This window comes from Tsukamurella sp. PLM1, assembly GCF_023168325.1.
Classification (GTDB): Bacteria; Actinomycetota; Actinomycetes; order Mycobacteriales; family Mycobacteriaceae; genus Tsukamurella.
The window spans coordinates 1064529-1078038 of the sequence record NZ_AP025688.1; the positions used below are offsets into that span (position 1 = coordinate 1064529).

The following is a 13510-nucleotide window of genomic DNA, read 5'->3' on the forward strand; positions in this document are numbered from 1 at the left end:
GAGGTCGGAGCGGGCGGCGCGGCGGGCGGTCCCGCGGGGGCAGCGGCGGTTCGGCAAGCGGCGGTTCGGCCTGGTTCTTCGGCGGTTCCGACGGTGGCTCGCACCACTCGAGCCACGACTCCGGGTCCAACTGCAGCGCGAGCAGTTGCGGTTCCAGCAGTTGCGGCTCCAGCTCGAGCAGTTCGAGCAGCTGTGGTTCCTCCTGAGGCGCGGCAGCGGCTGCGGCACCGCCAGGCGGCGGTGCTCACCGACCTCCTTGCCGGGCGGGTGCCGCCCGGCTTCGACCCGGACGGGGCGCAGCTGACCGGTCGGGTCCTCGCGGTGAAGCGGGCGGGCTCGGCGGCCCGGGCGCTCCCGGTGCTGCGGACCCTGCCGGGCTGGCCGGGCGGCTTCGTCGACTACGCTGCGGCGCACCCGAAGGCGGACTGCTCGGCCCACGACGCCCGGGCGTACCTGTCTTGGCTGCGCGTGCACGGCACGGCGGCCGAGCGCGCGTGGGTCGCCGTCGAGTCGGTGCGCAGCGGCGCACGCCGCTGGGCTGTGGCGCACGGCCGGCCCGTCGTCCGTGTCGGGTCCCGGGTGTACGGCACCTGACGGGCCTGCCGCCGTCCCGGCGCGCCCGCGTCAGTTCTTGTGCAGCGCGGCGTTGAGTTCGACGCCCTCGCTCTTCCACGGCACGACCTCGACCGCGCCGGTCACCGAGTTACGGCGGAACAGCATATTGCTCCTACCGGCCAGCTCACGCGCCTTGACCTGCGTGCCGTCCGGGCCGGTCACCTTGGTGCCGGCCGTCAGGTAGAGGCCCGCCTCGAGGACGCAATCGTCGCCGAGCGGGATGCCGAGGCCCGAGTTCGCGCCCAGCAGGCAGCGCTCGCCGAGGGCGATGATCTCCTTGCCGCCGCCCGACAGGGTGCCCATGGTCGACGCGCCGCCGCCCACGTCCGAGTGGTCGCCGACGACGACGCCCGCGGAGATGCGGCCCTCGACCATCGCGGTGCCCAGCGTGCCGGCGTTGAAGTTCACGAAGCCCTCATGCATCACGGTGGTCCCGTCGGCGAGATGGGCGCCCAGGCGCACGCGGTCGGCGTCGCCGATGCGGACGCCGGTCGGCAGCACGTAGTCCACCATGCGCGGGAACTTGTCCAGCGAGTACACGGTGACGTGGCCGCGCTTGCGCAGCGCCGCCCGCACCAGTTCGAAGCCGGCGGGGGAGCACGGGCCGAAGTTCGTCCACACCACGTTCGCCAGCAGGCCGAACTGGCCCTCGAGGCTCAGACCGTGCGGCTGGACGAGGCGGTGACTGAGCAGGTGCAGGCGCAGGTACACGTCGTGTGCGTCGACCGGCGCCGCGGCGAGATCGGCGATGGTGGTCTCGACCACGACGGTGCGCACCTTGCGGTCGGTGTCCGGACCCGCCAGCGCGGTCAGCTCCGCGGGCGCGCCCGCGGGATCCTGGACCGATCCGACGGTGCCGCCGCCGTCGGTCAGTTCCGGCGCCGGGTACCAGGTGTCGAGCACCGTCCCGTCATCCGTGATGGTGGCCAGTCCGTACGCCTTCGCTCCACGATTCGTCACGTCGATCAGGGTACCGGGCGAGGTCCGCGTGCCCGTCCGCGCTCGTGCTGCGGAGCCGCGGAATTCGGATACGGTGCCTTCAGTGACCTCGATACTCGACACGGCCAAGCTCGCGAACCGGATCGACGACGCCGTCGACGACGGGGACCTGACCACGGTCGCGGCCCTCATCGCACCGCTGACCTCGCACGAGATCGCCGATGTCCTCGAACGTCTCGGCCGCAAGGACCGGGCCGTCGTCTTCCGCCTGCTGGCGAAGGACGAGGCGCTCACCGTCTTCGAGTCCCTCGACGCACCGCTGCAGGGCGAGCTCATCCGCGACCTCCAGGACGAGCAGGTCACCGGACTGTTCGCCGAACTCGACCCCGACGACCGGGTGACGCTGCTCGACGAGCTGCCGGCCACCGTCGCCGCGCGCCTGCTGCACGGGCTGCCGGAGAGCGATCGCGCCGCCACAGCGGCCCTGCTCGGTTACCCGCAGGGCTCCGTCGGCCGCGAGATGACGCCCGAGTTCGTCTCCGTCCACCCCGACTACACGGCGGAACACGCGCTCGGGGCGGTGCAGGCCCGCATCGACGACGTCGAGACCATCTACGGCATTCCCGTCGTCGGCCCCGGACGGGTGCTCGTCGGTATCGTCGGGCTGCGCGGGCTGATGCGCAGCGCGCCCGACACCCCGGTCAGCGAGATCATGAACGTCGCCGGCACCGCCCGGGCGCGGGAGTCGGCCGAGGAAGCCGCCCGACGCTGCGCGGAACAGCGCCTGCTGGTGATGCCGATCGTCGACGACGAGGACCGGCTCGTCGGCATCCTCACCGTCGACGACGCGCTCCGCATCCTCGAGGAGGCCGAGAGCGAGGACGCCGCGCGCCAGGGCGGTGTGGAGCCGCTGAACCGGCCCTACCTGTCGACCCCGGTCCGGACGCTGGTCCGCTCGCGGGTGGTGTGGCTGCTGGTGCTGGCCATCGGGGCGACGCTGACGGTCAAGGTGCTCTCGGTCTTCGAGGACAGCCTCCAGGAGATGGTGGTGCTGTCGCTGTTCGTGCCGCTCATCATCGGCACCGGCGGCAACACGGGCAACCAGGCCGCGACCACCGTGACCCGCGCGCTCGCGCTCGGCGACGTCACCCCGCGCGACGCGGTGCGGGTGCTGGGCCGGGAGATCCGGGTCGGGGCGACGCTGGGACTGGTGCTCGGCGGCCTCGGCGCGGTGATCGCCGGCGCCCTGTTCGGCACCGATGTGGGACTGGTGATCGGCGCGACCCTACTGGGGGTGTGCACCATGTCGGCGTCGGTCGGCGGGCTCATGCCGATCGTCGCGAAGTCGATCCGGGTCGACCCGGCGGTCTTCTCCAACCCGTTCATCAGCACCTTCGTCGACGCGACGGGCCTGATCCTGTACTTCCTGATCGCCGAGGCGATCCTCGGGCTCTGAGCACTACGCTGGGGCTGTGCCTCGACATCACCCAGAACCCGATCGACCTCACCGCCGCGCTGGTGGACATCCCCAGCGTGAGCCACGACGAGGAGAGGATCGCGACCGAGGTGGGGGCCGCGCTGCGCGCGCTGGGCCGGTTCGAGGTGCTGCGGGTGGGAAACAACGTGCTCGCGCGCACGAATCGTGGCCGGCCGCAACGAGTGATGCTCGCGGGCCACCTCGACACCGTGCCGATCGCCGACAACGTGCCCAGCCGCCGCGAGGTCGTGGCGAGCGCAGCGACGGGAGAGTCGATCGACGTCCTCCACGGCTGCGGCACCGTCGACATGAAGAGCGGCGACGCGGTGTTCCTGCACCTCGCCGCCACGATGGCCGACCCCGCCTACGACCTGACCCTGATCTTCTACGAGTGCGAGGAGATCGCCTCGCGGTTCAACGGTCTCGGCCGTATCGAACGCGAGCTCCCCGAGTGGCTGGCCGCCGACGTCGCGATCCTCGGCGAGCCCTCGGGCGGACTCATCGAGGCCGGCTGCCAGGGCACCATCCGCGTGCGCATCACGGCGGGCGGCGTCCGCGCGCACAGCGCCCGGTCGTGGTTGGGCGACAACGCCGTCCACAAGCTCGGCCCCGTCCTCACCGCCCTGCAGTCCTACTCCGCGCGCACCGTCGACATCGACGGCTGCGAGTACCGCGAGGGCCTGTCCGCCGTGCGGATCGAGGGAGTCGCCGGCAACGTCGTTCCCGACGAGGCGTTCGTGGACGTCAATTTCCGGTTCGCGCCGGACCGCAGCGTCGACGATGCCGTGGCCCACGTCCGGGAGGTCCTGGCCGGCCCGCTGGCCGACGGTGCGCTCGCCTTCGAGGTCACCGACGCCGCGCCCGGCGCGCTGCCCGGTCTCGGCGCCCCGGCCGCGGCGAAGCTGGTTGCCGCCGCCGGCGGCCGGTTCCGCGCCAAGTACGGGTGGACCGATGTCTCGCGCTTCGCCGCGTTGGGGATCCTGCGGTCAACTTCGGCCCGGAGATCCGAACTACGCGCACAAGCGCGACGAGCACGTCGAGACCGCGCAGATCACCGAGGTGGCCGCCGTGCTGCGCGCGTTCCTCGCCGGATAGCGTGTGGTTCATGGCAGCCGAGAAGAAGCCTCACGACGAGTACCTGCGCTACCGCGGCCCCGTGCGGGTGCAGGGCGTGGCGGCGACGGAATCGTCGACCACCGACCAGCGGCTCCTCGCGAACGCGGACGACGCCGACTGGCTGCACCGCGACCCCTGGCGGGTGATGCGGATCCAGGCCGAGTTCGTCGAGGGCTTCGGCGCGCTCGCCGAGCTGCCGCGGGCGGTCACCGTCTTCGGTTCCGCACGGATCAAACAGGATTCGCGCGAGTACGCGATCGGCCGCGAGCTGGGTGCCGGGCTGGTCCGGGCGGGCTACGCCGTCATCACCGGCGGCGGGCCGGGCGCGATGGAGGCGGCCAACCGCGGGGCCAAGGACGCCGACGGGCTCTCGGTGGGGCTGGGCATCGAGCTGCCCTTCGAGCAGGGCCTCAACGACTGGGTCGATCTCGGCATCAACTTCCGCTACTTCTTCGTGCGCAAGACGATGTTCGTCAAGTACGCGCAGGCGTTCGTCTGCCTCCCGGGCGGTTTCGGGACGCTGGACGAGCTCTTCGAGGCGCTCACACTGGTGCAGACCCAGAAGGTGACGCGGTTCCCGATCGTGCTGCTGGGTTCGGACTACTGGGGCGGGCTCGTGGACTGGATCGAGGCACGCTCACCGAACAGGGCATGGTGTCGGCCGGCGACGCGGACCTGCTGACGGTGACGGACTCGGTGGACGAGGCGATCGAGATCATCCGACGCGCGGACGCGGCGCGCGAGGCCGAGGCGTCGAAGGTGGACCCCTCGTGACGGCGATCGCGGTGTTCTGCGCGTCCCGCCCCGTCGCCGACGAGTACATCGCGCTCGCGGCCGAGGTGGGCAAGGGCATCGCCGCCGGCGGTGATTCGCTGGTGTGGGGCGGCGGGCACGTGTCGATGATGGGCGCTGTGGCGCAGGCGGCGCGCGACGGCGGCGCGCACACGCTCGGGGTGATCCCGACGGCGCTGGTGGACCGCGAGGTCGCCGATCACGGCGCCGACGAACTGCTGGTGGTCGCCACCATGCGCGAGCGCAAGCAGCTCATGGACGACAACGCGGAAGCCTTCCTGGTGCTGCCGGGTGGTGTGGGCACCCTGGAGGAGTTCTTCGAGGCGTGGACCGCGGGCTATCTGTCGATGCACGACAAGCCGGTCGTGCTGCTCGACCACGACGGCTTCTACACGCCGCTGCTGGACTGGCTCGACGGGCTCAAGGCGCGGGGTTTCGTCGGTGACGCGGCTCTCGGCCGGCTGCAGCGTGCGACGGACGTCACGGGCGCGCTCGACGCGTGCCGGGGCGGAACCTCCGCGCGGTAGGCTCGCCGCTGTGAGTTCCCCGCAGAAGAACAGCATCGTCGGTGTCGGTGATCTGGCCAAGGGCGTGCGCAAGATCATTCCCGACCTACCCCTGCTGATCAAAGAGGGGCCGTCCATCCTGCTGCGTTCGCAGAGCAGCAAGGAGACCATCGGCACGGTGTTCCAGAAGCGGGCCGCGCAGTACCCGGCGCGCGACTTCCTCCGCTTCCACGGCGAGGGGATCGGCTACGGCGAGGCGAACGCCACCGTCAACACCTATGCGCGCGTGCTGTTGCGGCGCGGCGTGAAGGTGGGCGACGTGGTGGGCGTGGTCATGCACAACCACCCACAGATGGTGCTGGTGATGCTGGCCATCGTGAAGGTGGGCGCCACGGCGGGGCTGGTGAACTACAACCAGCGCGGGGCGGTTCTCGCGCACAGCCTGAACATCCTCGATACCGGCACGATCGTCACCGACGAGGAGGATCTCGAGGCCTTCGACTCGCTCGATCCCGCGGACCGCCCCGCGGACGGCGTGCTGCTGACCGTCGAGGCGCTGGCCCAGCAGGCCCGCGAGATCCGCGCCCAGGACCCGCAGGCCACCGAGAACCTTCCCGTGACCGCCACGCTTCCCGCGACCACCCGGGCGTTCTACGTGTTCACTTCGGGCACCACCGGCATGCCCAAGGCGTCGATCATGACGCACTACCGATGGCTCAAGGGCATGTCCGGATTCGGCGCGACCGCCGTGCGGATGCGCCCCGACGACGTGATGTACTGCCCGTTGCCGCTGTACCACAACAACGCCGCGCTGGTAGCGCTCGGCTCGGTGCTGGTCGCTGGCGCCACGCTCGCGATCGGGCGCAAGTTCTCCGCGTCGAAGTTCTGGGACGAGGCCAATGAGAACTCGGCCACGATGTTCATCTACATCGGGGAGATCTGCCGCTACCTCCTCAACCAGCCCGCCAAGCCGAGCGACCGGTCGAACACCATCCGGGTGGCCGCGGGCAACGGCATGCGCCCGGAGATCTGGCGGGAGTTCCAGGAGCGCTTCGGGATCGACCGGATCATGGAGTTCTACGCCGCCAGCGAGACCAATATCGCGTTCGTCAACGTGTTCGACGTGGAGGGCACCGTCGGACTGTGCCCGCTGCCGCACGCGGTCGTGGAGTACGACCTGGATTCTGCGGGGCCGCTGCGTGATTCGCGCGGCCGGATGAAGCGGGTCAAGCGCGGGCAGAACGGCCTGCTGCTGACCAAGATCACCAAGGCGGCACCGTTCGACGGCTACACCGATGGGAAGGCCAACGACGCCAAGCTGATCCGCGACGGGTTCAAGGACGGCGACGTGTGGTTCAACACGGGGGACGTGGTGACGAACCAGGGGTTCTCGCACATCGCCTTCGTCGACCGACTCGGCGACACCTTCCGCTGGAAGGGCGAGAACGTGGCCACCACCGAGGTGGAGGGCGCGCTCGACGAGGCCGACCAGGTGGAGGGCGCGATCGTGTACGGCGTCGCGATCGACGGGGCGGACGGCAAGGCCGGCATGGCCGCGGTGAAGCTCGCCGAGGGCCATGACTTCGACGGTGCCGCGCTCGCACGAGGGCTGCGGAACGACCTGCCCGGCTACGCGATCCCGCTGTTCGTGCGCGTCGTGCCGAGCCTGGAGGTGACGTCGACGTTCAAGAGCCTCAAGGGCGAGCTGCGCAAGCAGGGCTTCGCGGACACCGGCGCCGATCCGCTGTACGTGTTCGTCGGCGGGGCCGACGGTTACGTGCCCGCCTACGACGGCTACGCGGCCGATGTCGCGGCAGCCAAGGTCCCGGATCTGCGCAACTGACATGACGCCGCTCGCTGTGCGCGACTCCTTCTGCGGCAGGCCGGTTCCCGTGGACCGGGCACTGGTGATGGCGATCATCAACCGCACGCCCGACTCGTTCTACGACCGCGGCAGCTACTTCGCCGTGGACGCCGCGCTCGAGCGGGTGGACGCGGCAGTGGCCGAAGGGGCCGACGTCGTGGACGTGGGCGGCGTGAAGGCCGGACCGGGCCAGAAGGTGGACGCGACCGAGGAGATCGCTCGCACCGTGCCGTTCATCGCGCAGGTCCGTGAGCGGCACCCCGACCTGCTGATCAGCGTGGACACCTGGCGGGCGTCGGTCGCGGAGGCCGCCGTCGACGCCGGCGCCGACCTGATCAACGACACCTGGGCGGGTGCGGACCCGGACCTTCCGCGGGTGGCGGCGGCCACCGGTGCGGGGCTGGTGTGCTCGCACACCGGCGGCGCGGTGCCCCGCTCGCGGCCGTACCGGGTGCGGTACCCGGACGTGGTCGCGGACGTGCGCGAGAAGCTCACCGCCGCAGCCGAAGCGGCGTTCGCCGCCGGGGTGCGCGAGGACGGCATCGTCATCGATCCCACGCACGACTTCGGCAAGAACACCCACCACGGGCTGGCGCTGCTGCGGCACCTGGACCAGCTCGTCGCCACGGGCTGGCCGGTGCTGATGGCCCTGTCCAACAAGGACTTCATCGGCGAGACCCTGGACGCGGGGCTCGAAGAACGGGTGGCCGGCACGCTGGCCGCGACGGCCCTCGCCGCGCACGCGGGCGCCCGCATGTTCCGGGTGCATCAGGTGGCGGACACGCGCCGGGTGGTGGAGATGGTGGCGTCGATCGACGGCGCCCGCCCGCCGGCCCGCACCGTGCGGGGCCTGGCGTGAGCGGGGAGGCGCCGCAGGCGCATTCGAGCGAGCGGTTCTTCGCGGAGCCTGCCTGGACCGTCGAGGAGCTGATCGCGGCGAAGGACGGCCGCACGGTGTCCGTGGTGCTCCCCGCGCTGAACGAGGAGGAGACGGTGGGCGCGGTCGTGGCGACGATCGTCCCGCTGCTCGGCACCCTCGTGGACGAGCTGATCGTGTTGGACTCGGGTTCCACCGACGCCACCGCCGCGCGGGCCGCGCGGCGGGCGCCACGGTGATCAGCCGCGAGGAGGCGATCCCGGGCTGCCGCCGGTGCCGGGCAAGGGCGAGGCGCTGTGGCGCGGGGTCGCGGCGTCGTCGGGTGATCTCATCGCGTTCATCGACTCGGACCTCATCGAGCCCGATCCCCGGTACGTGCCGCGGCTGTTGGGGCCCATGCTGTTCCATCCAGAGGTCCACCTGGTGAAGGCGTACTACCGGCGCCCGCTGCGCGTGTTCAAGCAGGGCGAGGATCCGACCGGTGGCGGCCGGGTCACCGAGTTGGTCGCGCGGCCTCTGCTCGCCGCGCTCCGCCCCCCGCTGCGGGTGATTCTGCAGCCGCTGGGCGGCGAGTACGCCGGCACCCGGGAGTTCCTCGGGTCGGTGCCCTTCGCGCCGGGGTACGGCGTGGAGATCGGGCTGCTGCTGGACGCCGAGGCGCGGTACGGCATGGGCGGCATCGCCCAGGTCAACCTGTCGGTGCGCAAGCACCGCAATCGCGACCTGCGCGACCTCGGCGTGATGAGCCGGCAGATCCTGGGCACCGCGCTGCGCCGCTGCGGCATCGAGGATTCGGGTGCCGGGATCACGCAGTACCTGGCCGAGCCGGGGCCGGAGGACCGGTTCACCGAGGTCACCACGGATCTGAACCTCGAGGACCGCCCGCCGGTGACTTCGCTGCGTCGCCTTTAGAAACTACTTGACTGTGTGGAAAGTAGTTTCTACTGTGGTAGGAACACCACGAAGGGAACCCGCCATGTCCGAGCAGTCCTCGACCCCGACTCCCGAGGAGGCGCGCCGCGCGCTCGCCGTCGCCGATCGGTCCGCCGTGGTGACGGATTCGGATCGCTCCCGATTGCAGTGGGGCACGGTCATCGTCGCGTTCGCGATCGCGCTGCTGATCATCTCGCTACGTCTGACCACCGGTGACCCGGCGGCATCGGATCGGGTGCAGGTGGTGGGGTTCTGGGTGTCGATGGCCGTGTACATCGGGATGATCGTGGTGTCGATGCTGGCGTTCCGCGGGGCGTCCTCCGCGCCGCGAGGGTTCCGGAACCGGTACCTCGCGGGGTTCATGGTCTCGATGTGCGTCTACCTCGCCTATGTGGCGCTGCAGGTCTGGATGGGTGAAGAGCGCGGCGTGCCGTGGGCGGTGACTGCGGTGGCAGCGGTCGCCGCGCTGATCCCGGGCCTGGTCGCGGCGCGTTCGTACCGCACGCTGGGGCGCTGATGACCGCCACCGACGGCGGCCATGCTCGCCACCGGCTCGACGACGTGATCCACGCCCCCGTGCGGTTCTCCATCGTCGCGGCGCTGGCCAAAGTGGAGAACGCCGAGTTCGCCGCCGTCCGTGACGCGGTGGAACTCGGACTCCGTGCTGTCCAAGCAGGCCGCACAGCTTGAGGCCGCCGGTTACGTGAAGATCAAGAAGGGCTACGTGGGCAAGCGTCCCCGCACCTGGCTCTCGCTCACCGCGCAGGGCCGCGCGGCGTTCGCGTCGCACCTCGAGGCGCTGCGGGCGATCGCGGAGGGGTGAGCTCGGGAAAGCCGATTCTCCGGCGTCATGAGTGCGCGTCGTCCGCTCGCGGCGGCCCGGCCGAGGATTCTGAGCCGAGTAGCGCGTCCAGGCCGGCGGCGCCCGCGAGGAGCGCGCGGCCCCGAGGTGAGCGCCTGCTGCCAGCCGTCGAGCGTGTCGCGCAGCGGCACGACGCCGCCGGCGGCCCGCACGTGCTCGACCAGTCGCGCGATCCGGGACAGTCCGTACCCGCCGCGCCGCAACTGCTCGGCCATCCGGGCGTCGCGCACGTCGGCGGCCCGGTAGACGCGGTAGCCGGTGGCGCGATCGCGCTGTGGGCGAACGATTCCCGCGCGCTCCCAGGTCCGGATCGTGGCGGGCACGACGCCGATCATCCGCGCGAGGTCGCCCACGAACAGTGGTGACGCGTCGTCGGTGGGGAGCGGCTCGTCGAGGTCGCCCAGGGCGATCCGTACCTGGCGCAGGACCGCCCGGTCGCCCGCGAGTTCGGAGTGCGCGGCGTCGAGCAGCGCGAACGCGGACTCGAGGTCGCCGTCGTGGACCGCGCGCAGGACCGCGGCGGCCCGGGCGTGGCCGCAGCCGGGGGCGAGCGCCATGAACGCCGCGAGGGCCAGACGGTGCCGCTCGGTGTACATCCGGTACCCCGTCGCGGTGCGGCTGGCCGGGGAAGGATCCCCTGTTCCTCGTAGTTCCGGACCGCCTGGGTGGACAGCCCGTGCGGCCGCGCGAGGTCGACGGGACGCAGGTCGGTTCGAGGGTTCTGCGGCATGTAACTGGGATTTTCTGCGCGAAGTCTCAACGGATCGTTCAACGATAACGTTAAGTGAATGACTTCGCATGATCTCGACCTCGTCTCGTTCACCGCCGACCTGTCCGTCCCGCCCCGACTTCTCGCCATCGGCGAGCCCATGCACGGATCCGAGGAGATCCTGCGGACCCGCAACGACGTCGTCGAGGACCTGATCCTGCGCGGTGGCTACCGCTCGATCGCGGTCGAATCGGACCTGCACCGCGGGCCGCTGGTGAACGACTACATCGCCGGCGCCGATGTGGACCCCGAGCGCGTTCTCACCGAGGGGTTCAGTCATCCTTACGTGCACCGGCTCGACGCCGCGCGGGAGCTGCTGGACCGGCTCCGGGAGATCAACGCGGAGCTCCCGACCCCGTGCGGTTCTACGGATTCGACGGCCCGATGGAGATGGCCGCGGCACCGAGCCCACGGGAGTACGTGCTGCGCCTGCACGCCGCGGTGGTCGCGGCGGACGGCGGCGCGCCCGTGCATACAGCGGAGATCGAGGAACTGGCCGGCGCCGACGCGCGCTGGACGGACGAGTCCGCGATGTACCACGCCGAACGGTCCGTCGGGCGGACGCCGGAGGCGGACCGCCTGCGGCTGCTCGCCGACGACCTGTGCGCGGCGGCGGACGCCTGCGGGCCGGCACTGGCACCGTCGGGAGAGAGCCGCTTCCGGGTGGCGGCGGACGCCCGCACCGCCGTCGGACTGCTGCGGTACCACGCCATCATGGCGACCGACACGCCCGATCGGCTGGGGCGGCTCAGCGCACAGCGGGACGCCATGATGGGCGCGAACCTGCTCGCGATCGCCGAGCGGGAGGCAGGGCGCGGCCCGACTGTGGTGTTCGCGCACAACCTGCACCTGCAGCGCGAGCCCAGCGAGATGCGGATGGGTCCGCACCGGGTGCGGTGGTTCAGCGCCGGGGCGCAGGCCGCTGCGCGGCTGGGCGGCGCGTACCGGTTCGTGCCCATGGCGATCGGCGCGGCACCCGCGCACGGCCTCGGTGCGCCCGCGCCGGGCACCGTCGAGGGCGAGCTGTACCGGCATCAGACCGCCGCGGCCCGGTTGTACCGGGCGGCGGATCTCGCCGGACCGGCGGAGTGTGCGACCGAGCGGACGGATCGCGACGCGCGCGGGGCGTACTTCCCGTTGGCGCCCGAGCACCTCGCGGACGCGGACGGCGTGCTCTTCCTGCGGGAGGTTCGGGCATGATGGCCTCATGGTGATCGTGCTGTACGCCCTGGGCCTGCTGGCCGTGGCCGCGGTGCTCTACGGGGTGGCGGCGCTCGTCTTCGGCCGCGGCGACGAGACCCCGCCGCTGGAGACGGGCGCCACGCCCACGGTGCTCCCCGCGGAGGACGTGGCGGGGGCCGACGTACGTGCGCTGCGATTCCAGCAGGTGGTACGCGGGTACAAGCCCGCCGAGGTGGATTGGGCACTCGAGAGACTCGCCCGCGAGATCGATGTGCTGCGCACGCAACTGGCCGCTGAGCGGGACGGTGCGCCGACCCCGACGGAGGAGCGCGACGCAGCCGAGTGAGGGCCGGTTGCCCGTAGTCCGCGACGATCGTCGCAGCGCACAGGCTAGAATGAACAGCGGACTCGGTTCGGGCGTGCCCGGGGCGGGTGAAGGATCTGAAGGGAGCAACGGATGGCGGCGATGAAGCCACGTACGGGGGACGGCCCTTGGAGGCGACCAAGGAGGGGCGCGGCATCGTGATGCGCGTACCCCTGGAGGGCGGTGGACGTCTCGTGGTGGAGCTCACGCCGGACGAGGCCGCGGCGCTCGGCGAGGAGTTGCGCGGCGTCACCGCCTGACGCTGGTCAGTCGTATTCCACTCGAGATCCCGTGCGGCGGTGCCGTGCGGGATCTTCTCATTGACGGGGTGATCCCATGGCAGCCGTCCCACCCGGCCTCGCCGCGGTGCTGCCGGTACTCGCCTGCCCGCACTGCGGAGGGGAGCTGGACGCCGACGGCGGCACGCTGCTCTGTCCCGCGGGGCACTCCTTCGACGTGGCCCGGCAGGGCTACGTCTCGCTGCTCGCCGGAGACGCGAGCGGCCTCATCGCGGACGACGCCGACATGATCGGCGCGCGGGAGCGGTTCTTCGGGACCGGGCACTACGAGACCTTCCACGCTGCAGTGGCGGACGCCGCCGCCGGCGCCCCCGACGGCCCCGTGCTCGACTGCGGCGCCGGGGAGGGAGCTATCTGGCGCGCGCGGTCGCGGCCCGGGGCGGCACCGGCGTCGGCCTGGACCTGAGCAAGCCCGCGGCCCGCCGCACCGCGCGGCGCGGACCGTCGATCGGATCGGTGGTCGCGAACGGCTGGGGACGCCTACCCGTGGCCGACGGTGCCGTCTCCGCCGTACTGTCGGTCTTCGCGCCGCGCAATGCGGCCGAGTTCGCGCGGGTGCTCGCGCCGGGCGGCCGGCTGGTGGTGCTCACGCCGGGCCCACGGCACCTGCGGGAGCTGGTGGAGCCGCTGGGCATGATCTCGGTCGAGGAGGGGAAGGTCGCGCGGCTCGACAGTGCGCTGCACGACTTCTCGCTGATCTCGCGCGAGAAGCACGAGTGGGTGATGGATCTCACGGCCGGCGCCGCGACGGACCTCGTGGCGATGGGGCCGAGCGCGCATCATGGCTCGCCGTCCGAGCGGGCCTCGGCGATCGCCCGCCTCACCGCCGAAGGAACCGCGGCCGTGACGGCGTCGGGCACCGTCAGCGTGTACGCCGCGCGGTAGGCGCCCGACGGGGCCGCGGCACCGTCGGGC

General features: G+C 71.7%; 13 protein-coding genes and 5 pseudogenes. 16 read left to right on the forward strand and 2 right to left on the reverse strand.

Translation table 11 applies throughout. The features are described 5' to 3' along the window. Positions 1-192: 192 nt before the first annotated feature. Entirely contained in the window at positions 193-594 is a 402-nt protein-coding gene (locus MTP03_RS05685; RefSeq protein WP_248491088.1) for a hypothetical protein, read from the forward strand. A gap of 30 nt (positions 595-624) precedes the next feature. Here the strand turns inward: MTP03_RS05685 and dapD are convergent, their stop codons facing one another. Continuing rightward, the gene (dapD, locus tag MTP03_RS05690) at positions 625-1575 is read right to left on the reverse strand and encodes a 2,3,4,5-tetrahydropyridine-2,6-dicarboxylate N-succinyltransferase (protein ID WP_248491089.1); all 951 of its coding nucleotides are present in this window, start codon (positions 1573-1575) and stop codon (positions 625-627) included. Positions 1576-1657: 82 nt separating this feature from the next. Here dapD and mgtE point away from each other — a divergent pair, with 82 nt between their 5' ends. The 10 genes and pseudogenes from mgtE (at position 1658) to MTP03_RS05740 (ending at position 9942) form a co-directional block, all read left to right on the forward strand. Beyond that, positions 1658-3010 carry a magnesium transporter gene (mgtE, locus tag MTP03_RS05695; RefSeq protein WP_248491090.1) on the forward strand — a complete coding sequence of 451 codons (1353 nt, stop codon included), beginning with the start codon at positions 1658-1660 and terminating at the stop codon, positions 3008-3010. Positions 3011-3024: 14 nt separating this feature from the next. Then, positions 3025-4126: pseudogene (dapE, locus tag MTP03_RS05700) on the forward strand (succinyl-diaminopimelate desuccinylase). A gap of 10 nt (positions 4127-4136) precedes the next feature. Next, a pseudogene (locus MTP03_RS05705) lies at positions 4137-4921 on the forward strand (TIGR00730 family Rossman fold protein). Then, on the forward strand, positions 4918-5466 hold the full coding sequence (locus tag MTP03_RS05710; RefSeq protein WP_248491091.1) for a TIGR00730 family Rossman fold protein: 549 nt from the start codon (positions 4918-4920) through the stop codon (positions 5464-5466). Before MTP03_RS05705 ends, MTP03_RS05710 begins: the two are co-directional and overlap by 4 nt. Before the next feature lie 10 nt (positions 5467-5476). Continuing rightward, positions 5477-7288 (forward strand): long-chain-acyl-CoA synthetase, encoded by a 1812-nt coding sequence (locus tag MTP03_RS05715; RefSeq protein ID WP_248491092.1) that lies wholly within the window; start codon positions 5477-5479, stop codon positions 7286-7288. Position 7289: 1 nt separating this feature from the next. Then, positions 7290-8168, forward strand: a complete 879-nt coding sequence (gene folP, locus MTP03_RS05720; RefSeq protein WP_248491093.1) for a dihydropteroate synthase — start codon at positions 7290-7292, stop codon at positions 8166-8168. Continuing rightward, positions 8165-9098 (forward strand): annotated as a pseudogene (locus MTP03_RS05725) (glucosyl-3-phosphoglycerate synthase). The gene folP and the pseudogene MTP03_RS05725 overlap by 4 nt, the downstream one beginning before the upstream one ends. Positions 9099-9162: 64 nt before the next feature. Further along, the gene (locus MTP03_RS05730; RefSeq protein ID WP_248491094.1) at positions 9163-9636 is read left to right on the forward strand and encodes a hypothetical protein; all 474 of its coding nucleotides are present in this window, start codon (positions 9163-9165) and stop codon (positions 9634-9636) included. Further along, positions 9636-9809: a transcriptional regulator gene (locus MTP03_RS05735; RefSeq protein WP_248491095.1), complete on the forward strand. Its 174-nt coding sequence runs from the start codon at positions 9636-9638 to the stop codon at positions 9807-9809. The genes MTP03_RS05730 and MTP03_RS05735 overlap by 1 nt, the downstream gene beginning before the upstream one ends. Before the next feature lie 13 nt (positions 9810-9822). After that, complete coding sequence (locus MTP03_RS05740) at positions 9823-9942, forward strand: transcriptional regulator (RefSeq protein WP_248492050.1); 120 nt, start codon at positions 9823-9825, stop codon at positions 9940-9942. Between the two features lie 254 nt (positions 9943-10196). Here MTP03_RS05740 and MTP03_RS23425 read toward each other — a convergent pair. Further along, positions 10197-11030, reverse strand: a pseudogene (locus MTP03_RS23425) (MerR family transcriptional regulator); the annotation flags it as partial. Between the two features lie 77 nt (positions 11031-11107). On the opposite strand from MTP03_RS23425, the gene MTP03_RS05750 reads away from it, so the two are divergent. From MTP03_RS05750 to MTP03_RS05770, 5 genes and pseudogenes are all read left to right on the forward strand, one after another. Beyond that, positions 11108-11950, forward strand: a complete 843-nt coding sequence (locus MTP03_RS05750; protein WP_371820896.1) for an erythromycin esterase family protein — start codon at positions 11108-11110, stop codon at positions 11948-11950. 7 nt (positions 11951-11957) lie between these two features. Then, positions 11958-12278, forward strand: coding sequence for a DivIVA domain-containing protein (locus MTP03_RS05755; protein WP_248491096.1), 321 nt, complete (start codon positions 11958-11960; stop codon positions 12276-12278). A gap of 111 nt (positions 12279-12389) precedes the next feature. Further along, positions 12390-12556, forward strand: a pseudogene (locus MTP03_RS05760) (DUF3117 domain-containing protein). Between the two features lie 76 nt (positions 12557-12632). After that, entirely contained in the window at positions 12633-13001 is a 369-nt protein-coding gene (locus MTP03_RS05765; RefSeq protein WP_248491097.1) for a putative RNA methyltransferase, read from the forward strand. Beyond that, on the forward strand, positions 12998-13480 hold the full coding sequence (locus MTP03_RS05770; protein ID WP_248492051.1) for a hypothetical protein: 483 nt from the start codon (positions 12998-13000) through the stop codon (positions 13478-13480). The genes MTP03_RS05765 and MTP03_RS05770 overlap by 4 nt, the downstream gene beginning before the upstream one ends. Positions 13481-13510: the final 30 nt, after the last annotated feature.

What these genes read in the sequence shown, in the direction of transcription:
- folP (WP_248491093.1), top strand. Translation starts at nt 7,290, where the DNA reads ATGACGCCGCTCGCTGTGCGCGACTCCTTCTGCGGCAGGCCGGTTCCC.
- MTP03_RS05730 (WP_248491094.1), top strand. Translation starts at nt 9,163, where the DNA reads ATGTCCGAGCAGTCCTCGACCCCGACTCCCGAGGAGGCGCGCCGCGCG.
- MTP03_RS05735 (WP_248491095.1), top strand. Translation starts at nt 9,636, where the DNA reads ATGACCGCCACCGACGGCGGCCATGCTCGCCACCGGCTCGACGACGTG.
- MTP03_RS05755 (WP_248491096.1), top strand. Translation starts at nt 11,958, where the DNA reads ATGGTGATCGTGCTGTACGCCCTGGGCCTGCTGGCCGTGGCCGCGGTG.
- MTP03_RS05765 (WP_248491097.1), top strand. Translation starts at nt 12,633, where the DNA reads ATGGCAGCCGTCCCACCCGGCCTCGCCGCGGTGCTGCCGGTACTCGCC.